We start from the raw sequence: 24,012 nt of genomic DNA on the forward strand, positions 1-24,012 counted from the left end.
ACTCTCGATGCCGGCTTAATTGCCGGTCTGGTTCGTCGTCAGCGCGGGCGCGAGCGCCGTCGCCTTCGCATCAATCAAAGTGTGCGTCACCAGGGCGCCCAGCCACATCGCCGCCAGCGCCAGCCATGCGGTGACGGCGAAGATCGATCCGCCGGTGACGCCGGCACCGACCGCGCAACCGCCCGCCAGCATGCCGCCGAACCCCATCAGAAAGGCGCCCGCCGCGTAGCGCCCCATGCTCAGCCCGTCGTGGAACCCCTGCAGCTTCCATTCCCGGCCGATCAGTGCCGCCAGCAGCGAGCCGGCGAACACGCCGGGCACCAGCCCGATATCGAAGCCGAGCGGCACCGAGGGCGAATTGATCAGCCCCATCAGCGTATCGGCCGACGGCCCGGTGAAGCTCACGCTCTTGATCGTGGTCGGCTCGAACGCATGCAGCGACAACGTATAGGTGACCAGCCAGCCGGCCGTCACCGCCAGCCCGACGCCGAGCGCGGCGACTCCATTGACGATGCCGATCCGGTTGCGCCACGCCAGCCAGAACGCGACCGCGAGCCCGAACGCGCCGAGCGATGCGCCGACCACCGACCCGACATGCGCGACGCTGAGCAGATTGCGCGCGGCGCCGCCCGGCAGCGTCCAGAGCTGCGACAGGAATTCCCGCGCCGGCGACAACACACCGCGCAGCGAGGCCTGCGCCACGATGGTCAGAATCAGTCCCGTGACCAGCGCGCGCAGGTTCCCGGTTCCCGACAAGACCAAGAGCCGGCTGGCGCAACCGCGCGACAGGACCATGCCGGCGCCGAACATCAACCCGCCGATCGCTGCCCCGGACAGGCTTCCGGTCGCGGCGAGCTGGCGCGCCTCGGAGACATCGAGAAGGCCGGTCGAGATCGCCGCCTGGGTCGCGGCCACCGCGGCCGAGAACGTCAGCAGCCACACCGCCAGCTTGGGCCCGAACGAGCCTTCTGAGAACTCGATCACCGCCGCGCGCAGACAGAATTTGCTGCGCTCGGCGCACGCCCCGAACGCGAGGCCCACCGCCAGACCGCCTGCGGTCAGCGCGGCGGTTTCGCCGAAGCGTTCGATGAGCAGATCGAGATTCAAGGATGTTTCCTCCGCGCCGCATCGTCGGGGTGCGCAAGCCCAGGATAATTATCAGATAGTGTGTCGAACCTCCCACCGGGCATTGATCTGGCGCAACGCGGCTTCGTCGCAGTGCCAAATTCCCGCAATTGTTACTTCGCGCCCACGGCGCGCCGCCGTGTCGTATAGTGATCATCAGTCCACCCTGGGCCCGGCCTTTTCGTCCGGCGTGACGTCGACCGAGATCGCGCGGCCGATCACCTTCGGCGCAGGGCCGCAGTTCTTCATGCACGGATTCTTGTTCCAGAACTGCTTCTCGGAGGTTTCCCGATCGTCGTCGTAGAAGCCGTCGGCGTTGGGCATCTTCACTTTCGCGAGGTTGCTCTGGTCGAGTTCGAAATCCGGATCCTTGATCACGTCGCTCATATTGAGCAGATAGGCCGTCAGCGCATAGGCTTCGTCGGCGGTGAGCGAGCGCGCATTGCCGAACGGCATCGCGCGGCTGATGTAGTCGTACACTGTGGTGGCGTCCGGCCAGTACGAGCCGACGGTCTTGTCGGGCCGATCGGCCGTCAGCGTGCCGAGGCCGCCGGACAGCACCGGATAGCGGCCGACGCCTTCGCCGAACTCGCCGTGACAGGTCGAGCAGCGCTCCTGAAACAACACGTCGCCCTCTTTGGCAGTGCCCTTGCCTTTCGGAAGGCCGACGCCGTCGGGACGCACGTCGGTGTCCCAGGCGTGAACTTCCTCCGGCAGCGCCGGGCGGCCGAGGCCGAGCTTCACCGGCGCGGGCGGCGGCGCCGGCTGGGTCGCGACCGCCTTGGCCGGTTTCGACGCGGCCTTCTCGGCGATCGCCCCGGTCAGCGGCACCGCGACCAGCGCGACGGCGGCCAGACCGGCGATCAGACTAAGCGATCTCGACATTTTCAGTCACTCCGTCCGGATGCACGAGCCAGGTCTGGATGCCGTTGTTGTGGTAGATCGAATTGACGCCGCGCACCTTGCGCAGCTCGGCCTTGCTCGGCTGCACGTAGCCGGTCTCGTCGATGGCGCGCGACTGCAGCATCAGCTCCTCGCCGTTCCAGTCGAAATCGACGTAGAAGCGCACCATCGACTTGTCCATCACCGGCCCGTCGATCCGCGCCTCGCGCCAGTTGCGGCCGCCGTCCATGGTCACGTCGACGCGCTTGACGGTGCCGCGGCCCGACCAGGCGACGCCGCTCAGCACGTTGCGGCCCTTGAACTTCAGCGGCGCCTGCGGCGACGGATTGGTGATCACGCTCTTGGCGTCCATCACGAAGGTGTATTTGCGGGCGCGACCGTCCGGCATCAGGTCGGTGTATTTCGAGGTCTCCTCGCGGGCCTGCCACGGCATGTCGCCGGCCTCGATGCGGCGCAACCACTTCACCCAGAGATTGCCCTGCCAGCCCGGGATCACCGCGCGCAGCGGATAGCCGTTTTCCGGGCGCAGCGCCTCGCCGTTCATCGCAAACGCGATCAGCACGTCGTCGAGCGCCTTCGACACCGGCAGCGAGCGATTCATGCCGGCCGAGTCGGCGCCTTCCAGCATCAGCCATTTGGCGTTCGGCTTCAGCCCGGCCTGATCGAGCAGCGTCTTCAGCGTGACGCCGGTGTACATCACATTGTGGATCATGCCGTGGGTGAACTGGCAGCCGTTGAGCTGCGCGCCGCGCCATTCCATGCCGGAATTCGCCGCGCATTCGAGGAAGTACACCTTGTTGACCCGCGGCATCCGCCGGATGTCGTCCATGGTGAACACCATCGGGGTGTCGACCAGGCCGTTGATCATCAGCCGGTGCTGCGCCGGATCGATCTCGGCGACGCCGCCGTGATGGCGCTCGAAGCACAGGCCGGACGGCGTGATGATGCCGTCGAGCGCGTGCAGCGGCGTGAAGTTGACCGAGGATTCCGGCGACGCCGTGAGCCACGACACGTCGCGGCGGATCACGTCCTTCTCGAACTTCGACGGCACCCCATAGGGCTTCTTGTCGACGCCGTCGCCGAGAAAGCGGTTCCAGTCCTGCAGCTCGGTGATCGCCGGGTCGGGCTTGGCCGCCTCACCGGCCTTCGCCGCGATCGGCAGCAGCGCGCCGGCGCCGGCGAGGCCGGCAGCGCCGAGAAACCGGCGGCGATCGAGGATGTCGGAGGGGGGCTTCTGACTCATGCCGGATTGCCTTTTGCTATCACCATGCGCGACTGCAGCGGTCGGGGAGCGTCGGAGGCGGTCGTCATCTCAAGCGCCCGACACCTTGACGGCGCTGTTGGGATCGATCTTCACCGGCCCCGCCTGCGCGACGTGCTTGGCCAGCACGTCCCAGATCGGCGGGCCCTCGGTGTTCTGGTTGATGCTGGCCCAGCCGGAGACGGTGTAGGTCTTCGACGCCTCGATCGGCTTGCCGGTCTTCAGATGCACCATGCCGGAGATCCGCGAGCCGATCTCCCTGCCGATATCGATCGCGTAGCCCATGCCGCCGGTGCGCACCATGTCGCCGCCGCCCTGGAAATACGGGTCCGGGTGGAAGATGTTGTCGGCGATGTCCTCGAGCACGTTCTTGAGCTGCTCGCCGGTCATCTCGCTGCGGTAGCAGTTCGGATAGGTGATGGCGGTGGCGTTGGTGATCGCCTCCCAGGTGATGTCCTCGTTCGGCAGCAGCGTGCCGCCCCAGCGGAAGCCCGGCGACAGCGCGATCTCGGTGTCGCGCTGCTTCAGCATCGCGTCGCAGATCAGGTCGTCGAAGGTGCCGTTGAAATTGCCGCGGCGATACAGCAGCGAATCGGTCTTGCCGACGACGCGCGCGAGGTCCTTGGCGTAGGGCGCGCGCAGCTTCTCGACCAGTTGCTTCATCGCCGGGTCCGGCGCGATGGCGTCGGCGAACACCGGCATCAGCTTGAAGCGGATGTCGGACACTTTCTTGTCCTTCACCGCGATGTCGAGCCGCGACACGAATTTGCCGTGCGAGCCCGACGCCACCAGCACGGTGTCGCCGACCTTGATCAGGCCCGGCATCGCGTCGTGGGTGTGGGCGGTGAGGATGATGTCGAGGCCCCTGACCCGGCCGGCGAGCTTGCGGTCGACGTCGAAGCCGTTGTGCGACAGCAGCACCACGACCTCGGCGCCCTCGGCGCGGGCGTCGTCGATCTGCTTCTGGATGTCCTCCTCGCGAATGCCGAACTCCCAGTTCGGGAACATCCAGCGCGGATTGGCGACCGCGGTGCGCGGCAGCGCCTGCCCGATCACCGCGATCTTGACGCCGCCCCGCTCGAACATCTTGCGCGCCTCGAACACCGGCTCCTGCCATTCGTTGTCGCGGACGTTCTGCGCCAGGAAGGCGAACGGCGCCGAGTCGGCGACCTGCTTGACCCGGTCGGCGCCGTAGGTGAATTCCCAATGGCCTGTCATCGCGTCGAGCTTCAGCGCCGCCATGACGTCGATCATGTCCTGGCCCTTGCTCTGCAGCGAGGTCCAGCTGCCCTGCCAGGTGTCGCCGCCGTCGAGCAGCAGCACCTTGTCGGCGCCGCGCTCGGCGCGCACCGCGTTCACCAGCGTGGCGATGCGGTCCATGCCGCCCATCCGGCCGTAATTGCGGGCGAGCGCGACGAAATCATCGGCGGTCAGCGCGAAGGCGTCCGGCGAGCCGGTGGCGACGTGGAAGTAGTTGCGGAATTGCGCGTCGGTCAGATGCGGCGGCTTGCCCTTGACCTCGCCGACGCCGAGATTGACCGACGGCTCGCGGAAATGCAGCGGCATCAACTGGGCGTGGATATCGGTGACGTGCAGCAGCGTCAGCGTGCCGAGCGGATCGAACTTGAGGATGTCGGCCTGCGTCAGCCGCTGCTGCGCCGCCACCCGTCCGATCGGACCGAGGCCGCCGCCGATCGTGAGCGCCGATGCGGCCGCCGTGGCCTGCAGGAATTCCCGCCGCGAGATCATCGTTTCCGTTCCCTTGTCCGCGCAGACGCGGCCCTGCATTGCGCACGGGCCCGATCCGCTCGACTAAAAATTCGGCGCAACTCCGCGATCCGCGGGCTGCACGCCCACGGTCGATGCGAATCGGCGCCGACGCGCCGTCGTTAGGCGACGGTCAGCTTGTGCTTGGACGTGTAGTTGGAGCCGTCGTCGTCCTTCCAGGTGAAGACGAGTTCACCGGACTCCGACGCCTTGTAGAAAAACGACTGATACGGGTTGGCCGAGATCGCCGGATTCCATTCGGCTTCGAACACCGTCTTGCCGTTGAACGCGGCGACGAAGGTGTTGATGATCTTGCGCGGCACGATCTTGCCGGACGCGTCCTTGCGCTGGCCGGATTCCATTTCGTGCGAAATCAGCGTCTTGATCTCGATCAGTTCGCCCGGCTTGGCCTGGGTCGGAACGCGAACGCGGGGGGTGGGAGTGATCGCCATCTGAATGTCCTCGCCTGTCTGTTTCTTGCTGTCGGCGTCGATGCCGGGCCTAGCCGCCGCAGCCGCCGATGGTGACCTTGACGTTGGCCTTGGTCGAATACAGGCTGCCGTTCGACATTTCGGCGATACAGACGATGTTCTGGGTCTGCGCCAGCCGCATCCGGGTCGAGGCCGCGGCCTTGCCGCAGGCCGGCGTGAACTTGTAGCTGACGATGCCGGGCAGCGGATTGCCGTCGGCGAAAACGTGCACCGCCTTGACGTAGTCGGCGTCGGTCATCGGGCTCTCGACTTCGACATTGACCGGAACAACGAGGCCATTCTCGGCGATTTCCGGCACGTCGAGTTTGATCTTGCCGCTCTCGGGCTTCTTGTCGCCGTAGAGCTTCTTGATCTCCGCATCGACCGCGGCGACATCGGCGAACGACATCCGCGGCGCCAGCAGCGCGGCGAGGCCACCGAGTCCTGCGAGCGCCAGCGCGTCGCGGCGGCTCGTCTCAACCTTCATCAAAACCATCGGGGCATCTCCTCAGGGAGTCTTTCGCATCCCTTGCCTTCAGTACCGCTTGACGTTTCCAAGCTCGATCAGTCATGATCTTCAAACATCATGATATTGTTTTTCTTGAATGTAAAGATATCCGGCGCACCGCCGGGTCTTTTTAGGCCGCACAAGACGGTCGCGGGAGGGAGCGAGATGAGATCCATCGGATTATCAATGCTATTTGCGTTTGTGCTCTGCACAATGCCGTTTCGCGTTCACGCCGAGGACGCCAGTGAAAAGGAGATCGAGCGCTATCGCGCGATGATTTCCGATCCGATGTCGAATCCCGGCTTCCTCGCCGTCGACCGCGGCGAACAGCTCTGGGCCGAGAAGCGCGGCACGAAAAACGTCTCGCTGGAAGGCTGCGATCTCGGCCTCGGCGCCGGCAAGCTGGAAGGCGCCTTCGCGCAACTGCCGCGCTACTTCAAGGACGCCGACAGCGTGATGGACCTCGAGCAGCGGCTGCTGTGGTGCATGCAGACCATTCAGGGGCTCGATACCAAGGACGTCGTCGCCCGACGCTTCTCCGCCCCCGGCAAGGCCTCCGATATGGAGGACCTGGTGGCGTTCATCGCCAACAAGTCGAGCGGAATGGCGATCGAGCCTCAGCTCGGACATCCGAAGGAACAGGAAATGGCGGCGGTCGGCGAGGAGCTGTTCCACCGCCGCGGCGGGGTGATGGATTTCTCCTGCTCGACCTGTCACGGCGCCGAAGGCAAGCGCATCCGGTTGCAGGGGCTGCCGTATCTCGCCGGCCCCGGCAAGGACGCGCAACTGACGATGGCGAGCTGGCCGACCTATCGCGTGTCGCAGAGCGCGCTGCGGACCTTCCAGCACCGGATCTGGGACTGTTACCGCCAGCAGCGCTGGCCGGCCCCGGAGTACGGCTCCGAGGGCATCACCGCGCTGACATTGTATCTCAACAAGATCGCGGCGGGCGGCGAACTCATCGTTCCGTCAATCAAGCGCTGAGGGAGGCCGCATCATGACGACAATGACGAAGTTCTCGATGCTGGCGCTCGCGCTCGGCGCTTTGACCTGCGGTCCGATCACGGCTCACGCCGCCGACCAGGCGATCCCGCCGAAGCCGGCCACGGCGACCAGCAAGGCCACCGAACCGACGACCAAGGCGGGCGCGACCAAGGCCGACGCCGCGCCGACGCCCAGCGCGCCGATTCACAAGGTGTCGACCGAAACCGTCGATTCCTACGTCAAGGCCACCTTCGGCAAGGCGCCGGAAGAATGGCAGCAGAGAATCGTCCCCGACGACACGATGAAGGCGTGCAATCAATTCCGCAACGAAGTGCCGACCGACATCGCCGAAGCGATCATGCAGCGCGAGATCAAGAAGGTGACCTTTCCGGCCGACGGCAAATTGCTCGGCGACTGGAAGGCCGGCGCCAAGATCGCCAATAACGGCCGCGGCGGGCAGTTCTCCGACAAGGCCGATACCGTCAACGGCGGCAATTGCTACGCCTGCCACCAGATGGCGCCGTCGGAAGTATCGTTCGGCACGCTCGGCCCGAGCCTCACGCATTACGGCAAGGACCGCAACTACACGGAAGCCGAGATCAAGCAGGCCTACACCAAGATCTACAACTCGCAGGCGGTGGTGCCGTGCTCGAACATGCCGCGGTTCGGCACCAACGGGTTCCTGACCGAGCAGCAGATCAAGGACGTGATGGCGTTCCTGTTCGATCCGGAATCGCCGGTCAACAAGTAACGGCCCTGCGGCCGAAGGGGGATCCGATGACCCGACACTCGATTCCGGCGATCGCGATGATCGCCGGCGCGCTTCTCACGACGATGCCGGCCGGCGCGCAGGACGCGCTGGTCGTCACCAAATCGCTCAGCCCCGAGCTGGCGCTCGACAGCGCGAAAGCCGCGCTCGCCGAATGCCGCAAGCAGGGCTTTCAGGTTGCGGTCGCCGTGGTCGACCGCACCGGCCTGCCGCAGGTGATGCTGCGCGACCGCTTTGCCGGCGCGCATTCGCCCAGCACCGCGACCGGCAAGGCCTGGACCGCGGTGTCGTTCAAGACCTCGACGACGGATCTGCAGGCGATCACCAAGCCCGGCATGCCGCAATCCGGCCTGCGCGACCTGCCCAATGTGGTCGTGCTCGGCGGCGGCCTGATCATCGAGGCCGGCGGCTCGCTGGTCGGCGGCATCGGCGTGTCCGGCGCGCCCGGCGGCGACGCCGACGATTCCTGCGCCAAAGCCGGCATCGAGGCGATCAGGGACCGGCTGGATTTCTGAGGCCACCACGAGTCATTCCGGGGCGCGCGCGGCGAAGCCGCGGGCGAACCCGGAATCTCGCGGTTGTTGCCGACCGGCCCGGCCGTGCCCGCTTCAGATTCCGGGTTCGCGAGCTGCGCTCGCGCCCCGGAATGACTCGCGGAGACGGTGTGCGACTACGCCGGCTTTTTCAGCCAGTCGGTGAACGGCATCGACTGATAGCCCTTCTCGCGGACGTATCGGAACATCGCCAGAAACTCGGGCGGCTCCAGCAGGCCGGGCAGCCGCGCCACCTCGCGGTCCTGCGGTTTTCGCGCGCCGAGCCCCTCGCTGCTCTCGGGAAAGAACTGCAGCGTCGGCGTGAAGCGGATGCCGTAGGCCTGCGCGAAGGCCTTCTCGCCGAGCCTGCCGCCGTCGAAATCGGTGACCTCGCGGGCGCCGATGTGGTTGAGGTGCACGATCTCGAAGTGCTCGCGGATGTAGCCTTCGATCGCCGGGTCGCTGAGGTGGACCTCGTGCAGCTTCTTGCAGGACGGGCAGCCTTTCAGCCCCCACAGGATGGCGAAGCGCTTCCCTTTCGCGGTGGCGCCGTCGAGATCGTCTTTGAGGTCGAGGAAACTCTGCAAGTACCAGTCGAGCTGATACAGGCCGTCGTCGCCGAGCACCGGCTTGGCGCGCGCAGGCTTCGCGCGCAGGCCCAGCGCGCCGGCGCCGATGCCGCCGAGCGTGGCCAGCGCATGGCGGCGAGACATTGCACGGTCGATCATCACTTCCTCCCCGTTTGACGCGCTCTATCCGATCGTCCCGAACGCCGGAAACGTCTCCAGCAGCCAGCCGGAAATCTTCGGCATCGCGCCGGTCAGAAACAAAACCCCGGTCAGCACCAGCGCCGCGCCCATCACCTTCTCGATGGTCGCCATATGGGCGCGCATCCGCGCCATCAGCCGGATGAAGCCGCCGGAGAACAGCGCCGCCAGCAGGAACGGCAGCCCGATCCCGAGCGAGTACGCGCCGAGCAGCGCCGCGCCGCGCACCGCCGAGCCCTCGACGCCGGCGACCAGCAGGATCGTCGCCAGCACCGGGCCGACACATGGCGTCCAGCCGAACGCGAAGGCGAGCCCGATCACATAGGCGCCGAGAAAGCCGGCGCCGCGGCGGACATTATGGAAGCGCGCCTCGCGAAACAGCAGGCCGATCCGGAATACGCCGAGGAAATGCAATCCGAGGATGATGATGACCACCCCGGCGATGATCGCCAGCGTGTCGAAATACTCGGTGACGACCTTGCCGAGCGCCGAGGCCGACGCGCCGAGCGCGACGAACACGGTCGAAAATCCCAGCACGAAGGCCACCGACGACCCCACCACCCGCCAGTTCACCGCCTTGACCGGCTGATCGGAACCACGGGAGAGCTGGTCGAGGCTGACGCCGGCCAGGAAGCACAGATACGGCGGCACCAGCGGCAGCACGCAGGGCGACAGGAACGACAGCACCCCGGCCCCGAAGGCGCCTATGAATGAGATATTGGAAGCCACGGCGCCCCGGCACTGGAATAAACATGCGAATTCGTCTATATGTATCACACAATGGCCCGATTGCTTCTGAAATCGATGCTGCTCTGCGCAATCCTGGCGTCGGCGCTCGCGCCGGCGGGCGCCATGGCGGCCGAGCTGTTGATGTTCGAGCGCGACGGCTGCGTCTGGTGCGCGCGCTGGGACCGCGATGTCGGCCCGATCTACGGCAAGACCGAGGAGGCCAAATTGCTTCCGCTGCGGCGCGTCAATATCGACCGCGACAAGCTGGCGGGTGTTGCGCTAGATTCGCCGGTACGGTTCACGCCGACCTTCGTGGTGATGGACAACGGCCGCGAGGTCGGCCGCATCACCGGCTACATCAACGACGACGCGTTCTGGGGGCTGCTCGGGACCATGGTCACGAAGCTCACGCCGCCCAATCCCAACCACACCTGAAGCCGGATTCGCGCAACCCAAGGCCATTTCAACGTCATGACATCGATCCTCGACCCGGACATCGAGACCGAATTCCGCGACGGCGCCGAATACTCGCCCGAGCTCGACATGCTGATGCGCCGCGCGCGCAAGGCGAGCAGCTTTCTCAAGGCGGTATCGCACGAGAACCGGCTGCTGCTGCTGTGCCTGCTCGCCGAACGCGAGCGCTCGGTGACCGAACTCGAGAACATCCTGTCGCTGCGGCAGTCCGCGGTGTCGCAGCAGCTCGCCCGGCTGCGCTACGACGGCATGGTCGATACCAGGCGTGACGGCAAGACTATCTACTATAGTCTCGCCAACGAGGACGTGCGTCGTATCATCTCGGTGATCTATGATATCTTCTGCGCCTCGGCGAGAGGCGGCGACCAGAAGTAATCCGACCCTCGCCGCAGCGCACAAGGCCGCGCGATCGACGCGCCAAGCCTGTGCGACGGCGAGGGAACCCCGATGCAGGATACGTCCGCCTGGCTGCTCGCGCTGACCGGACTCGGGATCGGGACGGCTGCGGGTTTTTTCGTGCGGCTGGCCCGGCTGTGCTCGTTCGGCGCGGTCGAGGACGCGCTGATGGGCGGCGACACGAGGCGCCTGCGCATCTTCGGCCTCGCGCTCGGCATCGCGCTGATCGGCACCCAGGCGCTGGTGATCGGCGGCGTGCTCGATCCCGGGCAAACCAACTACACCGCGCCGGCCTTGCCGCTGGTTTCGATCATGCTCGGCAGCGTGCTGTTCGGCATCGGCATGGCGATGGTCGGCACCTGCGGCTTCGGCTCGCTGGTCCGGCTCGGCACCGGCGATCTGCGCAGCTTCGTGGTGATCCTGGTGCTCGGCGGCGCCGCCTATGCGACGCTGCGCGGCGTGTTCTCCGGCGTCCGCATCACCGGCCTCGAGCAATTGTCGGTGGCGATGCCGGAGGGCGCCGGCACCGACCTCGCATCGCTCACCCGGCATCTGGTCGGGATGGATCTACGCGCCGCGATCGCGGCGCTCGGCGGCGGCGCGCTGTGTCTGCTGGCATTCGGCGACAAGCGGCTGCGGCGCACGCCGCGGCTGCTGAGCGCCGGCATCGCGCTCGGCCTGCTCACCGTCGCCGGCTGGCTAGCGACGACGACGCTCGCCGACGAATTCGCCGGGCCGGTAAACCCGCAAAGCCTGACCTTCGTCTCGACCATCGGCAAGGCGATCTACGCGGGCCTGCTGAACGCCGCGAATTTCGCCGATTTCGGCGTCGGCACGGTGTTCGGCGTGGTGCTCGGATCGTTCATCGCCGCATGGCGTGCCGACGAGATGCGCTGGGAAGCATTCGACGACGACCACGAGATGCGCCGTCACATCGGCGGCGCGGCGATGATGGGCGTGGGCGGCATCCTGATGGGCGGCTGCACCATCGGCCAGGGCATCACGGCCGGGTCGATGATGGCGCTGTCGTGGCCGATCGCGATCATCGGCATGATGCTCGGCGCCCGCATGGGGATTGCCGTGCTGGTCGACGGTTCGCCGGCGGAATTGATGGCCCGCGGCTGGAGCCGGTTGCGCATGGCTCTCCAGCGACGCACACCGATTTCGCTCAGGGCCGCAGATAGCTCCAGCCGTCTTCCTGCAGCTCCATCAGACGGACCGCGCCCGACGGCACCACGCTCGCCTGCGGAATGATGCCGATGGCGTGGCCCTCGCGCTTCGCCTTGTACGCCTCCATGATATTGGCGGCGTTTTGTTCAGCGGAAAGCGAAACTGCTCTCCGTCGCGTCAATGCCCACCTGCGGCCTGTCGCGCATCCGTGCTTTCGACGTCCCGCAACTGGCGCCGCCAGGCGTGGGGCGAGACACCGGTGTGGCGACGGAAGATGCGCGACAGGTGAGCCTGGTCGCTGAGTCCACAGGCCAGCGCGATCTCGGAAAGCGGAAGGCCGGTGGTGAGCATCAGCTTCTTCGCGCGTTCGACTCGTTGCTCGATCATGAAACTCCGGGGTGACATGCCGATGCTCCGGCGAAACGCGCGGGCAAAATGGCCAGGGCTCAGGCCCGCGAGCCGGGCGAGGTCTCGAACTCTCAGGCTGTCCTCGAGATTGGCTTCGAGATGGAGCATCACGCGGTTCAGCTGCCATCGCGCCAGGCCGAGCCCTGTCAACGGCGCGGCCTGCGCATTGGCCTCCGGCGCATGACGCGCCTGGACCTCGCGGAGTAACACCCCTGCCCGGGCGATACACGCTTTCGCGGTGACAGGGTCGTCCTCGACCACCGCGGAAGCCTCCTTCAGGATATTAGCCAGACAGACGAAAGCCTCGACGGCGCCCTCACGATAGTGAGCTTCCAAGGTCCTATCCATTCGATCTCGGCCTTCCATTGTTCAATCTCGCATGTGATGCGGTCGATCCGCTTTCATCCCATCCAACAAACACATCGTCACCGATGAGACGTTCGACGAACAAACTCATAAGCACCCGGATCGGCTTTCAGAGGAATCACACCAAGGTTTGGGGGCCCCGGGCAGAGCGCCGGGCTGCGATCGTCAATGATCGCCCCGGCACGGCCGGGTACGACCGGAACGTTTCTTCGTCGTCAAACGGGGCGAGGCGCGACGATCCCGATGCCATCGCGTTGTCGTGGCTGCGCCTGAAAAAACCAACGCGGCGCAACGACATACCAATGTATAACGTGGCATCCGGACGGAAATTCCTAGACTGCTTGTTTCTCGGATGGTTTCGACCAGCGGCACCCGGATAATTTTCAATTCAACTTGCGTGCAATTGGGTGGCCGAGTTGTTTGTTGAGGTCACAGCTTGACGCCGATCGACAGACGCCGACGACACCTTGCCGTTGTTGCCGCCACGGTGGCGGCGCTGCTGATCTTCGCGGCCGACGCGCTGAGTCCGATCGACGGGGCGGTCGCCGTCCTCTACACCGGCGTCATTCTGATGGTCGCGCCGCTGGGCCGCCGCTTCGTGATCGCCGCGGGCTACATCTCTCTCGTGCTGACCGCGACCGCCTTTCTCTGGGGACATGCGAATGATCTGGTCGGAGGCGCACTGCTGCGCTTCACGGTCAGTCTTGTCGCCATCCTGATCACGATATTGCTGTCGCTGCGCGATCGTTCGGCGCGCGTCACGCTCGCCGAGCAGGCGAGAATCCTCGAACTCTCGCACGACACGGTGATCATCCGCGACACGTCGGGCGACGTGCGTTACTGGAACGAAGGAGCGGAGCGGCTGTATGGCTGGACGCGCGAGGAGGCGGTCGGCCGGCAATGCGACGAGCTGCTGCAGAGCGTCGTTCCGGCGGAAGAGATCAATCGGTCGCTGCGGCAGACGGGCACCTGGTCCGGCGAGATCATCCGCACGCGGCGTGACGAGACGCAACTGATCCTGGCCAGCCGCTGGCTGCAACGCCGTGACCCGGAAGGGCGCCCGATCGGCGTCATCGAGGCCAGCGCAGACCTCACCGAAAGCCGCCGCGCCCAGGCCGAACAGCGCAGCTCCGAGCAGCGCTACAGCACCATCTTCAACACCGGCGGCTTCGCCGCGCTGGAATGCGACCTCAGCGCCGCAATGAGCCTGATCTTGGCGACTGCACCGGGCGACAATCCCGCAGCGGCGCTGCGCGCAGATCCGCAGCTTCTCACTGCGGCGGCCGATCAAATCAGGATCTACAATGCCAACAGGGCCGCGCTGGTGATGTTCGAAGCCGAGACCACGGCCGATCTCACCTCGGGTCAGGTGCTGCACGGCTCGATGCCGGAGGCCGCGCAGGCGCTGGAAGCCATCTTCTGCCAGTTCGCGACCGGCGCGACGCTGGTCGAGACCGAAACCCGCTTCGAGACCCTGAGCGGACGCATGATCGATGCGGTTTTGCGTCTGTCGGTGCTGCCCGACGGGGTCGACTGGTCGCGGGTGCTCGTGATGGCGTTCGACGTGACGGAACGCAACCAGGCCCGCGCCAAGATCGAGCGGGCCTCCGTCGAACTCGCCCATGCCGGCCGTGTCTCGGTGCTCGGGCAACTCGCCGCGTCGATCGCGCACGAGGTCAATCAGCCGCTCGCCGCCATCATCAACTACGGAAAATCGGGCAAGCGCTGGCTGACGCGGGCCGAACCCGATCTGACCGAAGTCGCCGAGTGCCTCGACAAGATCGTCTCGAACGGCAACCGGGCGGCCGATGTGGTCGGAAGGGTCCGCGCCCTCGCCAGGAAATCGGCTCCGCGGGCGAGTGCGGTCAACCTCGCCGCACTGGTTCGGGATGCGGCGGCTCTACTCGCGCGGGAGACCCAGAACGCCGGCAGCTCGATTCAGATCGTGCAGAGCGGCCCGGTCCCCGAGATCCATTCCGACCGCGTTCAGGTGCAGCAGGTCATCGTCAATCTGCTGATGAATGCACTTCAGGCGATGCGCGACACCGGCGGCGCCCGCGAGATCCACGTCACCATCAACGGAGACGACGGTGACGCCGTCTGCGTCGCGGTGCGCGACTCCGGAACCGGCATCGACGGCGATCCGCATCGGATCTTCGATCCGTTCTTTTCCACCAAACCCGACGGCATGGGCCTCGGATTGTCGATCTGCAGGACGATCATCGAAGGGCTCGGCGGCGACATCTCGGCGTCGAATAACGATGGGCCCGGCGCCACCGTGGCCTTCACCCTGCCGCGTGAAATTTCGTCCGAAGCACGCTGGAGATCCACGGGTTAATATCTTGATATGATGGGCAAGCATCGACGGAATCGTCATACCATCGACACAGCTGGGCGGGCTGGCCTGGTGGGAGACGACATTGCCAAACCGATCCATCATCTCCATCGTCGACGACGACGAAGACGTTCGTGAGAGCATTTCGAGCTTCTTCCGTTCGGTGGGGCTGCATGTCGAGGGTTTCAGCGCCGCCGAAACGTTCCTGGCATCCCCCTCGCTTTCCGAAACCGATTGCCTGATCACGGATCTGCACATGCCCGGAATGGGCGGCCTCGGACTGCATCGCGAACTCCTGCGGCGGGGCGTCGATATCCCGGTGATCGTAATGACGGCCTATTCCACGCCGGAAGCGCGCGCCGAGGCCGCGAATCTCGGTGCCGCCGCCTTCGTCGACAAGCCGGTCGATCCTGAAATCCTGTTGCGCGACGTCGAAGCGATCTTGCGGAATTCTCCCGATCGCCCGTCTCGCTCCGACCGGTCGGGCGGAAAGCCATGAGCAAGCCGCCGAACGCCTCGGATCAATTGCTGATTTGCGTCGTCGACGACGATGAGGACGTCCGCAATTCCCTCAGTAGCCTGCTGCGCTCGGTGGGGTATGCAGTAAAGACCTTCTCCGGCCCGCCCGAATTTCTCGCATCGGACGCAATCGACGCCGCCTCCTGTGTCATTATCGACATCCGGCTCGGAGAGGCCGACGGCCTGGAATTCCAGCAGGAACTGATCGCGAGTGACGCGTCGATTCCGATCATCCTGATTTCCGGATATGGCGACATTCCGATGACGGTCCGGGCGATGAAAGCCGGCGCCGTCAATTTTCTGCCGAAGCCGTTCGAGGAAAGCGCGCTGCTCGCCGCCGTGGCGGAAGCCGTATCACGCGACCAGCAGCGGCGCCTCGATGCGGACCGCGACGAAAGCATCCGGCTGCGCTACGAATCCCTGACGCCACGCGAGCGGGAAGTCATGGGGCTGGTCACGTCGGGGCTGATGAACAAGCAGGTCGCCTGGCAATTGTCGCTCAGCGAAATCACCGTGAAGATCCATCGCGGCAACATGACACGCAAGATGCAGGCGAAGTCGCTCGCCGACCTCGTGCGCATGGCGGACCAGTTGGGCATCCGCGCCGCACCCGCGAGTGGGGCGCCCGACGGCCAACGACGCGATCCGCCGTCCTCGCACTAAGCAGTTCCGATCCGGCTGAAGCACGAGTCCGCGGCGGCGCACGCAAAGCGTCGCAGCGACGCCTCACATCCTCGGTGCCCTCCCGCATCGTCAGCCCTGCCGCAGCGCCACGGTGATGAGACCTCCCGGCGGAGCCGACACGCATCCGGTTCCCGGCGCGAGTAACACCTACATTTAATGTTCAGCAACATTACGCCTCGCTACTTTCGTTCTCAGAGTTCAGCCTGCAATGGAGCTAGCGATGTCCTCGGCAGTCCCCCCGTCACGCGCTGCGGCGACAACCGCCGATGCCGCCCAATTCGACGCGCAGGCCTACATGGCGGCGATCGGCCGCTATCCGATCCTGGAGCAAGCCGAAGAGGATCGACTGGCGCGCCGATGGCTGCACGACCGCGACCAGGCCGCGGCCGACGCGCTGATCACAAGCCATCTGCGGCTCGCAGCGAAGCTGGCGCGCAACTACCGACGCTACGGACTGCCGCTGGGGGACCTGATCGCCGAAGCAAACCTCGGATTGATGATGGCGCTCGACCGTTTCGATCCGGATCGCGGCGCGCGATTTTCCACCTGCGCGGTGTGGTGGATCAGGTCCGCGATCTACGACTACGTGATGCGATCCTGGTCGTTGGTACGCATCGGGCGTACGCCCGCTCAGAAGAAGCTGTTCTTCCGGCTTCGCGGAGAGATTCGCCGCCTTCAGCCCCATCAGCACGGCCCGTTGACCGCAGAGCTGGCCCGGCAAATCTCCGAGACGCTCGACGTTCCGTTGCAGGACGTCGTCGAGATGGAGCAGCGTCTCTCCGGTGACCTGTCGCTCAACGCACCGCAGTCGAATCTCGACGACGCCGGCGAGTGGCAGGACCTCATCGTCGACGATTCACCGAGCGCCGAAGCGATCCTGGCGCGCAACGACGAACTCGTTCATCAGCGCAGCGTCTTGCGGGAGGCGCTGATGCAACTCGATCCCCGTGAGCGTTTCATCTTCTCGGCACGGCACCTGCGCGAGCGTCCGGACAGCTTCGACGTCATCGGGCAATCGCTCGCGATCTCCGCCGAGCGGGTGCGACAGATCGAAGCCAAGGCGTTTGCGAAGGTGGCATCGGCCGCCCGCCGCATCGGCAGGACGCCGGGTGCTGCACAAGACAGCAGCCGTTGGACCCCGGCTCTCGCGCCAGTGCCGGCATCAACTCGGAATGGCCGCGTGGCCGCGCGAGCCTGACGCCCGGCTTCTCCTTATCGGGCGCGTACCACGACCATCGCGGTTACGACCACCACCGCAACCGAATTCGCACGCCGAAGCTGCTCGGCGCCGTCTGCCGCCAGACAGCCCGTGTGTCGTCAGCTCTGCGACCGCTGCATCTCCCGCCACTTCGCCGGAGTATGGCCGGTCATTTTCTTGAACACCGTCGTGAAGTGAGCCTGGGTCTGAAACCCGACGTCGATCGCGATCTGGACGATCGGGTGATCGGTCGATTGCAGCATCTGCTGTGCCGCGGCGACGCGTCGTTGCAGCAGATATTGATGCGGCCGCAGCCCCGTCGCACGCAGGAAAAGGGCGGCGAAATGCATCCGGCTCAGCCGCGCCGCCGCAGCCATGTCCGCCAGCGTCACCTTGTCTCCGAGATGCGCGGTAACGTAGTCGACGACCAGTTTGAACCGCCATTTCGGCAGCGCCGTGCCGGCGGCCGGCGGCGGCTCCCTGACCTCGTCGTCCTGCGACCGCCTGCTCAATATCCGCGCGACGGTGACGAGGCGGATGGCGTCGGCATAGAGAGCGGCGAATTCCGAAGGGTCGCGCTCGGCTGCGGCCAGCGCCTCCGACAGCCTGACCACGACCGGGTCTTCGCGCGTGGTTGCGCGCGCGCCCGGGCTTCGCTGCACGGCATCCGGAAAGCTCAGCAATGTCTCGCAGACATCGTTCGCGGACCGAAAACGCCAGCCGTTTTCGGCTGCTGCGGTCGTCTGACCGTCGGCCAGCACGCTGATCGACGCCGAAATGTTCTTGAACTCGATCTCGGCGCGCGCGGAATTCTGCAGAGGAACGGCGCGCGGTCGCTCCCCCGGTGCCTGATCAGGAGCGTTCGCAATATGGCGGATCATCTCCACCGCGCGACTCCCATCGACGAATTCGCTCGCGGCCTGCCAAGACTGATACGACACGGTTGACCTCCAACTCGACGTCCACGCGCCCTACGCCGCGACGCTCTGTCTGATATGGAAAGCCGGATTGCACTGAGCATCATACGTATGTATGCGCGCCGACGCGGCGACCGCTGGACGAAGTTCCGGATCGGGAGGCTCGGTCGCTGCCGGACGTGGCGGAGCGGTCATGTCGGCTCTCCGGTCAGCCGACCCGACCCGCCTGTTCGCCTCAGTAGTACCGCGGGATCGGTCCATTGTGCAGGGTCATCCGATCGGAGAGGTCGAACATCACCTGGTCGACGTAACACCAACCCCATCCTTCCGGCGGGTCGTAACCTTCGATGATCGGGTGCTGGGTGGCGTGAAAATGCCGGGTGGCGTGCTTGTGCAGTGACTCGTCACAACACCCGACATGGCCGCAGCTGCGGCAGATCCGCAGATGCACCCAGATGCTGCCGATCTTCAGGCATTCCTCGCAGCCGAGTGCGCTCGGCGTAACGTCGCGAATTCCCGGGATATGCGTGCAGCCTTTCGACATGAAACCTCCTTTGGTAGTGTGAACGGCAGGTCCCGCCTCAACCGCCTCTCGGTGTGAACGGTCCGGGCGGCGCGCCGCGAATGCAGGCCGCACACAGCAGTGCGGCGACGCCGAACCAGGCCGCGAGCCAGAACCCATCGATGAACGACAGCGTATTCGCCTCGCGCTGGACGATCTGCGCCAGCGTCGAGACTGCCCGCTGCCGCGCTTCGCCCGAGCCGGCGCCGTCGAAATGCCGGGTCAGGTCGGACAATACGCCACTGACGAGCGGATCGCCCTTGCTGACATGCAGCCCCAGCAGGTTGGAATACAACTGCTCGCGCACCCTCAACCATGTCGTCATCAGCGAAACGCTGAGTTCAGCGCCACCGAGACGAGCGACCTGAATATAGGCCGCGAACGCCGTGGCGCGCTGCGGATCGGAATTGGACAGTGTGATGATCACGATCGGCAACAGCGTGAAGGCCTGACCGAACGACTGCAGCAACACCATCGGGACGAAATCGCCGAGCGCCCATGCGTGGGTGAGCCGGGTGCCGAGTAGTCCCGCCGCGCAGAACGCCGCCAGCCCCGCGATCAACACCAGCCGGACATCGATCCGGCGGATCAGCCAGACCGACAGCGGCACCCACAGCAGCATCGGCAGCACCGCATAGACCAGAAACAACTGCCCCGACTGCTCCGGCCGCAATCCCGCGACGCTCGCGAGGAAATCCGGCGCGAGCAGCGAGTTCGACAGACTGGTCAGCGAGAACAGCAGGATGATCAGCAGGGCGAAGCCGATATTGCGCGAGAACAGCACGTTGGCATGCGCCCAGGGCTGGGCGACGACGCGCTCATTGACAAAGAAGCCGGCCACCAGTGCGGCGCCGCAACCCAGGCAGGCCACCACCGTGCCGGATCCGAACCAGTTCAGTCGATTTCCCTGATCGAGCCCGGCGTAGATCAGCGCCATGCCCGAACCCAGCAGCAGCATGCCGCCCCAATCAGCCCGCTTCACCAGCGGCGTATTGACCGGCTCGGGCGGCGTGCCGAGATAGACGAACAGACCCAGCAGCGGCGCGATCAGCGCGTCCTGCCAGTACAGCCACTGCCAACCGATCTGATCGACATAAAAGCCCACGACCGAGATGCCGAAATTCAGACTGAAGCCGACCCGGATCGCGTAGATCGAAATCGCCGGAAGCCACCAGCGCAGCGGCAGATTGCGGAAGATGATCAGCAGCGTCGCCGGCACGAAGATGCCGAGCAGAAGACCGTGAACGACGCTCAGCGCCATCATCAGCTCATAGCTGTGCACCAGCGGGATCAGCAGCGACACGACCGCATAGACCAGACTGGGAAGGCCGAGCACACGGCGCAGACCGAATGCGGTCGCCATCCAGGCGACCGCCGGCGCGATGAAGATCTGCGACGCGGTGGCGGCAGTGCTGAGCCACGCGCCCTGATCGAAGCTCAGCGACTGCGCGCCGCGCAGATCCGGCAGCGCGATCGCGAACAGCCGGCTGTCGAAATTCGACAGAAACGAACCCATCAGCACCGCGCCTACCGCAAACAGCGGCCGCGGCCCGATGCCGCCGGTCGAAACCGGCCCGCTTTCAACGATGCGCGCGGTCGACATGGCGTCCGTCCGGAACCGCATCGGCATGGATCGTGGTGGTGACCGACATGCCGGGAAGCAGTCGCTCGAGCAGCGGCTGGCCGGGCGCGAACTGGATCCTGACCGGAATCCGCTGCACCACCTTGGTGAAATTGCCGGTGGCGTTGTCCGGCGGCAGCAGCGCGAATTGCGAACCACTGGCCGGCGAAACCCGCTCGACCTCACCTTCCAGCGTGTCGCCGGAGAAGGTGTCCGCCATGATGGTCACGCGCTGTCCGGGCCGGACCCTGCGCAGTTGGGTCTCCTTGTAATTGGCGATGACGTAGACGTGCGGCAGCGGCACCACATTGATGAGATTGCTGCCGATGTTGACGTAGTCGCCGGGCTGCACCTGGCGCTCGCTCGCCACGCCGTCGAACGGAGCGACGATGGTGGTGTAGCCGAGGCGGAGCTTCGCGGCATCCAGCGTAGCCTTGGCGGCGTGCACATTGGCGATCAGTTGCTGCCGGGTCCCTGCCAGCACCGCCAGTTGTTGACGTTGCGCCGCCACCACCGCAGCGCTGGCTCTGACATCGGCCTTCGCCTTGGCGTAGGCGGCGACGGCCTGCTGCAATTTTTGCACGGTGCCGGACTGGGTCTGCACCAGGGATTGCTGGCGTTGGTCTTCCTGCTGGGCTTCAAGCTCGAGCGCCTGAGCCGACACACTCTGCGCTTCGGCCTGGTCGATGGTCGCGTTCTGCAGGTCGATCTGGTTGGCGAGATTGTCCAGCGCGGCCTTGGCGCCGGCCACAGCCGCCTCGGCCTGTTCGACTTGCGCCAGATAGTCGGCGGGATCGATCTGAACCAGCAGATCCCCGGCCTTGACGCGCTGGAAGTCGTCGACTGCGACCGCCTTGACGGCTCCCGCCACGCGGCTGCTCAACTGGGTGATCTGGGCGCGGACATAGGCATCGTCCGTGGTCTGCGCCGCACGGCTCCCGATCCAGGCGTCCCATCGCAACGTTGCAAACAGAGTGACTGCAATCGCAACGCTGACGGCCAGCACCGGAATCGCAAGACGGCGCCATGCGCCCGACCGTGATGCCGGTCCGGCATTGCCTGGATCGTCGGACACGTTGGCTTCCCCGTGATCTGTTAGTTCTGCCGACTGTCCGGCATCGGCTTGGTCTTGCCCCGGAACACCCAATAGCCGTAACCGATGTAAGCCAGAATGATCGGCACGATGACGACCAGCGCCCCGGCGACGATGACCTGGGTCCGGTGCATCGACGAGGCCTGCCAGATCGTCATCACCCCCGGGATCGCCTCCGGCCAGACGCTGGCGCCCAATCCGGCGAGCGACGTCAGAAACAACAGCAGCGCCAGCGCCAGCGGCGCCCACTCGCGTTCGCTCCAGCGCGCGAACCAGACGCCGATCCAGACGGCCGCGGCAATGATCGGCATCGGCGTGAGCCACACAAACTCAGGCCATGCAAACCAGCGATCGGCGATCTGGGGCTTCGCCAGCGGCGTCCAGACGCTGATCAGCAGGATCGCAGCGCCGACACACAGCAGCGTCGGCAAGACGAGTTCGCGGCCGAAGGTCTGCGTCGCACCGCCCGTTTTCCAGATCAGCCAGCAGGCGCCCAGCAATCCATAGCCCGCGACGACGCCGAGCCCGGTCGCGATCGAGAACAGTCCGAGCCAGTCGAACGGACCGCCGGCGAAGGCTCCATTGACCACGGCAATATCACGCCCGACGAAAGCTCCGAGGATGGCGCCCTGGCAGAACCCGGCGATGAACGAGCCCACCGCGAAAGTGGTCGACCACGCGATCTCGAACGGGCCGCCCTGCGAGCGGAACTCGAACGCGATGCCGCGTATCACTAGGCCGAACAGCATCAGGCACAGCGGCACATAGAATGCCGGCAGCAGGATCGCGAAGGCCAGCGGGAATCCGGCCAGCAGCACCATGCCGCCGAGCACCAGCCAGGTCTCGTTGCCGTCCCAGAACGGCTCCAGCGTCGCCATCATCAAATCGCGGTCGGACGAGCGCGGCGCGAACGGAAACAGGATGCCGACGCCGAGATCGACGCCGTCGAGCACGACGTAGAGCCCGATCACGACAGCGGCGCCGACGGCGAAGAACACCGCAAAGTCAAAGCCTGACAGCATGCTCATCTTGCACCTTCGGTGGTTCGAGGACCCTGCCCGAGCGCAGCGGCGATGGTCGCCATCGGGACGGCCGGATGGGCGGGGACGCCGCTCATCGGCCCGCGCAAGGCCAACCGGCCCGCATACCAGAAGAAGCCGAGCAACAGCAGGTTGTAGAGCACCAGAGCCACCGCGAGCGAACTGGCAACGGCGCCGCCGGCGATCGGCGACACGGCTTCGGACGTGCGGAAATGCCCGTAGATCACATAGGGCTGGCGCCCGACTTCCGTCACCACCCAGCCGGCCAGCGTCGCGATGAAGCCGAGCGGAATGCAGCCCATGCAGACGACTTGATACCAGCGCGCGGTGTAGAGCCGACCGCGCCAGCGCAGATACAATCCGGCGAACGCGACGACCAGCAAAAGCAGGCCGCAGCCGACCATGATCCGGAAGGCGAAGAACACCGGCGCCACCGGAGGCCGCTCCGAAGCCGGCACTTCCTTCAGGCCCTTGACTTCGCCGTCGAGAGAATGCGTCAGGATCAGGCTGCCCAGGAGGGGGATCTCGAGTGCATAGTCGTTGCGTTCGTTCTTCTCGTCGGGCCAGGCGATGACATTGATCGGCACGCCGCGCGCCGTGTCCCAGCGCGCCTCGATCGCGGCCAGTTTCATCGGCTGATATTTTCGGGTGTTGAGGCCGTGCTGGTCGCCGATCAGCATCTGCGCCGGGACCAGCACGGCCATCAATCCGAGGCAGATCGAAAACGCCTTGCGTGCGGCCGGCTGATCGCCCGGTCGCCCGCGCCAGATCCAGAACGCCGCCACGCCGACGACGACAAAGCCGCCGGTGATGAAACTCGCGGTCAGCATATGCGCCAGCCGATACGGCATCGACGGGTTGAACACCACGCCCCAGAAATCGGTGGCGACGAAGCGGCCGTCGGCGGTGGTGGTGAAGGCGGTCGGCGTCTGCATCCAGGAATTCGCCGAAATGATCCAGAACGCCGAGATCAGCGTTCCGGTCGCGACGATCAGGCAGGCGGCGAAATGCAGCTTCTCGCCCACTTTTTCCTCGCCGTAGAGCATCACGCCGATGAAGCCGGCCTCGAGAAAGAACGCCGTGAGCACTTCGAGCACGAACAGCGGACCGATGACGTCTGCGGTCGCCCGCGCATAGCCCGACCAGTTCAATCCGAGCTGATACGAAATCACCACGCCGGTCACGACGCCCATGCCGAAGGCGAGTGCGAACACCTTGGTCCAGAACCGCACAAGATGCCGATACACCGGGTCGTGGGTTCGCAACCACAAGGCGCTGAGCACAACGATGAACCAGGCGATGCCTATCGTGAAAGCCGGCCACAGGATGTGATAGCCGATGGTGAACGCGAACTGCAGCCGGGAGAGCAGGAGCTGGTCCATCTGTGAGGTCCTATTCGACTCGAATGAAAAG

25 protein-coding genes are annotated in these 24,012 nt (G+C 65.6%); 10 read left to right on the top strand and 15 right to left on the bottom strand.

Going from position 1 to position 24,012, the window contains the following annotated elements; genetic code table 11:
* Nucleotides 1–15 precede the first annotated feature (15 nt).
* The 6 genes from ACTZWT_RS13550 to soxY all read right to left on the bottom strand — a co-directional run bounded on the left by ACTZWT_RS13550 (nucleotide 16) and on the right by soxY (nucleotide 6,022).
* Nucleotides 16–1,107, bottom strand: coding sequence for a YeeE/YedE family protein (locus tag ACTZWT_RS13550; RefSeq protein ID WP_444770199.1), 1,092 nt, complete (start codon nucleotides 1,105–1,107; stop codon nucleotides 16–18).
* 174 nt (nucleotides 1,108–1,281) lie between these two features.
* Nucleotides 1,282–2,010 carry a c-type cytochrome gene (locus ACTZWT_RS13555; RefSeq protein ID WP_444770200.1) on the bottom strand — a complete coding sequence of 243 codons (729 nt, stop codon included), beginning with the start codon at nucleotides 2,008–2,010 and terminating at the stop codon, nucleotides 1,282–1,284.
* Nucleotides 1,994–3,271 carry a sulfite dehydrogenase gene (gene soxC, locus ACTZWT_RS13560; RefSeq protein ID WP_444770201.1) on the bottom strand — a complete coding sequence of 426 codons (1,278 nt, stop codon included), beginning with the start codon at nucleotides 3,269–3,271 and terminating at the stop codon, nucleotides 1,994–1,996. The genes ACTZWT_RS13555 and soxC overlap by 17 nt, the downstream gene beginning before the upstream one ends.
* Nucleotides 3,272–3,340: 69 nt before the next feature.
* A complete protein-coding gene (gene soxB, locus ACTZWT_RS13565; RefSeq protein ID WP_444770202.1) occupies nucleotides 3,341–5,038 on the bottom strand; it encodes a thiosulfohydrolase SoxB in 1,698 nt (565 codons plus the stop codon).
* Nucleotides 5,039–5,178: 140 nt separating this feature from the next.
* Nucleotides 5,179–5,508: a thiosulfate oxidation carrier complex protein SoxZ gene (gene soxZ, locus ACTZWT_RS13570; RefSeq protein WP_011443241.1), complete on the bottom strand. Its 330-nt coding sequence runs from the start codon at nucleotides 5,506–5,508 to the stop codon at nucleotides 5,179–5,181.
* A 49-nt stretch (nucleotides 5,509–5,557) separates the two neighbouring features.
* Entirely contained in the window at nucleotides 5,558–6,022 is a 465-nt protein-coding gene (gene soxY / locus ACTZWT_RS13575) for a thiosulfate oxidation carrier protein SoxY (RefSeq protein ID WP_444770203.1), read from the bottom strand.
* A gap of 177 nt (nucleotides 6,023–6,199) precedes the next feature.
* Between soxY and soxA the strand changes: the two genes are divergently transcribed.
* From soxA to ACTZWT_RS13590, 3 genes are read left to right on the top strand one after another with little or no spacing between them, the layout of a single operon-like run.
* Nucleotides 6,200–7,018, top strand: a complete 819-nt coding sequence (gene soxA, locus ACTZWT_RS13580) for a sulfur oxidation c-type cytochrome SoxA (protein WP_444770204.1) — start codon at nucleotides 6,200–6,202, stop codon at nucleotides 7,016–7,018.
* A gap of 13 nt (nucleotides 7,019–7,031) precedes the next feature.
* A complete protein-coding gene (gene soxX, locus ACTZWT_RS13585; protein ID WP_444770205.1) occupies nucleotides 7,032–7,769 on the top strand; it encodes a sulfur oxidation c-type cytochrome SoxX in 738 nt (245 codons plus the stop codon).
* A gap of 26 nt (nucleotides 7,770–7,795) precedes the next feature.
* Nucleotides 7,796–8,302 (top strand): GlcG/HbpS family heme-binding protein, encoded by a 507-nt coding sequence (locus tag ACTZWT_RS13590; protein ID WP_444770206.1) that lies wholly within the window; start codon nucleotides 7,796–7,798, stop codon nucleotides 8,300–8,302.
* Nucleotides 8,303–8,457: 155 nt separating this feature from the next.
* Here the strand turns inward: ACTZWT_RS13590 and ACTZWT_RS13595 are convergent, their stop codons facing one another.
* On the bottom strand, nucleotides 8,458–9,048 hold the full coding sequence (locus ACTZWT_RS13595) for a SoxW family protein (RefSeq protein ID WP_444770207.1): 591 nt from the start codon (nucleotides 9,046–9,048) through the stop codon (nucleotides 8,458–8,460).
* A gap of 24 nt (nucleotides 9,049–9,072) precedes the next feature.
* Nucleotides 9,073–9,816, bottom strand: a complete 744-nt coding sequence (locus ACTZWT_RS13600; RefSeq protein WP_444770208.1) for a cytochrome c biogenesis CcdA family protein — start codon at nucleotides 9,814–9,816, stop codon at nucleotides 9,073–9,075.
* Nucleotides 9,817–9,855: 39 nt separating this feature from the next.
* Between ACTZWT_RS13600 and ACTZWT_RS13605 the strand changes: the two genes are divergently transcribed.
* The 3 genes from ACTZWT_RS13605 (at nucleotide 9,856) to ACTZWT_RS13615 (ending at nucleotide 11,940) form a co-directional block, all read left to right on the top strand.
* The gene (locus ACTZWT_RS13605; RefSeq protein ID WP_444770209.1) at nucleotides 9,856–10,251 is read left to right on the top strand and encodes a thioredoxin fold domain-containing protein; all 396 of its coding nucleotides are present in this window, start codon (nucleotides 9,856–9,858) and stop codon (nucleotides 10,249–10,251) included.
* Nucleotides 10,252–10,287: 36 nt separating this feature from the next.
* Nucleotides 10,288–10,665, top strand: coding sequence for a metalloregulator ArsR/SmtB family transcription factor (locus tag ACTZWT_RS13610; protein WP_322515586.1), 378 nt, complete (start codon nucleotides 10,288–10,290; stop codon nucleotides 10,663–10,665).
* A gap of 72 nt (nucleotides 10,666–10,737) precedes the next feature.
* The gene (locus ACTZWT_RS13615; protein ID WP_444770210.1) at nucleotides 10,738–11,940 is read left to right on the top strand and encodes a YeeE/YedE family protein; all 1,203 of its coding nucleotides are present in this window, start codon (nucleotides 10,738–10,740) and stop codon (nucleotides 11,938–11,940) included.
* Nucleotides 11,941–12,033: 93 nt separating this feature from the next.
* On the opposite strand, the gene ACTZWT_RS13620 is transcribed toward ACTZWT_RS13615, so the two are convergent.
* Entirely contained in the window at nucleotides 12,034–12,600 is a 567-nt protein-coding gene (locus ACTZWT_RS13620; protein WP_444770211.1) for a helix-turn-helix domain-containing protein, read from the bottom strand.
* A gap of 466 nt (nucleotides 12,601–13,066) precedes the next feature.
* Between ACTZWT_RS13620 and ACTZWT_RS13625 the strand changes: the two genes are divergently transcribed.
* The 4 genes from ACTZWT_RS13625 (at nucleotide 13,067) to ACTZWT_RS13640 (ending at nucleotide 17,366) form a co-directional block, all read left to right on the top strand.
* Nucleotides 13,067–14,968: a PAS domain-containing sensor histidine kinase gene (locus ACTZWT_RS13625; protein WP_444770212.1), complete on the top strand. Its 1,902-nt coding sequence runs from the start codon at nucleotides 13,067–13,069 to the stop codon at nucleotides 14,966–14,968.
* A gap of 82 nt (nucleotides 14,969–15,050) precedes the next feature.
* Nucleotides 15,051–15,464: a response regulator transcription factor gene (locus ACTZWT_RS13630; RefSeq protein ID WP_444770213.1), complete on the top strand. Its 414-nt coding sequence runs from the start codon at nucleotides 15,051–15,053 to the stop codon at nucleotides 15,462–15,464.
* Nucleotides 15,461–16,147, top strand: a complete 687-nt coding sequence (locus ACTZWT_RS13635) for a response regulator transcription factor (protein WP_444770214.1) — start codon at nucleotides 15,461–15,463, stop codon at nucleotides 16,145–16,147. The genes ACTZWT_RS13630 and ACTZWT_RS13635 overlap by 4 nt, the downstream gene beginning before the upstream one ends.
* Before the next feature lie 241 nt (nucleotides 16,148–16,388).
* Nucleotides 16,389–17,366 (top strand): RNA polymerase factor sigma-32, encoded by a 978-nt coding sequence (locus ACTZWT_RS13640; protein WP_444770215.1) that lies wholly within the window; start codon nucleotides 16,389–16,391, stop codon nucleotides 17,364–17,366.
* A 119-nt stretch (nucleotides 17,367–17,485) separates the two neighbouring features.
* Here the strand turns inward: ACTZWT_RS13640 and ACTZWT_RS13645 are convergent, their stop codons facing one another.
* The 6 genes from ACTZWT_RS13645 to ACTZWT_RS13670 all read right to left on the bottom strand — a co-directional run bounded on the left by ACTZWT_RS13645 (nucleotide 17,486) and on the right by ACTZWT_RS13670 (nucleotide 23,981).
* Nucleotides 17,486–18,307 carry a helix-turn-helix domain-containing protein gene (locus tag ACTZWT_RS13645; RefSeq protein ID WP_444770216.1) on the bottom strand — a complete coding sequence of 274 codons (822 nt, stop codon included), beginning with the start codon at nucleotides 18,305–18,307 and terminating at the stop codon, nucleotides 17,486–17,488.
* Nucleotides 18,308–18,518: 211 nt separating this feature from the next.
* On the bottom strand, nucleotides 18,519–18,827 hold the full coding sequence (locus ACTZWT_RS13650; protein ID WP_444770217.1) for a UBP-type zinc finger domain-containing protein: 309 nt from the start codon (nucleotides 18,825–18,827) through the stop codon (nucleotides 18,519–18,521).
* Nucleotides 18,828–18,864: 37 nt separating this feature from the next.
* Nucleotides 18,865–20,448: an MFS transporter gene (locus ACTZWT_RS13655; RefSeq protein WP_444770218.1), complete on the bottom strand. Its 1,584-nt coding sequence runs from the start codon at nucleotides 20,446–20,448 to the stop codon at nucleotides 18,865–18,867.
* Nucleotides 20,426–21,541, bottom strand: coding sequence for an HlyD family secretion protein (locus ACTZWT_RS13660; protein WP_444770219.1), 1,116 nt, complete (start codon nucleotides 21,539–21,541; stop codon nucleotides 20,426–20,428). The genes ACTZWT_RS13655 and ACTZWT_RS13660 overlap by 23 nt, the downstream gene beginning before the upstream one ends.
* 20 nt (nucleotides 21,542–21,561) lie before the next feature.
* Nucleotides 21,562–22,587, bottom strand: a complete 1,026-nt coding sequence (locus tag ACTZWT_RS13665) for a cytochrome d ubiquinol oxidase subunit II (RefSeq protein ID WP_444770220.1) — start codon at nucleotides 22,585–22,587, stop codon at nucleotides 21,562–21,564.
* Complete coding sequence (locus ACTZWT_RS13670) at nucleotides 22,584–23,981, bottom strand: cytochrome ubiquinol oxidase subunit I (protein WP_444770221.1); 1,398 nt, start codon at nucleotides 23,979–23,981, stop codon at nucleotides 22,584–22,586. Before ACTZWT_RS13670 ends, ACTZWT_RS13665 begins: the two co-directional genes overlap by 4 nt.
* Nucleotides 23,982–24,012: the final 31 nt, after the last annotated feature.

This window comes from Rhodopseudomonas sp. NSM (genome assembly GCF_052445935.1).
In the GTDB taxonomy this organism is placed as follows: domain Bacteria; phylum Pseudomonadota; class Alphaproteobacteria; order Rhizobiales; family Xanthobacteraceae; genus Rhodopseudomonas.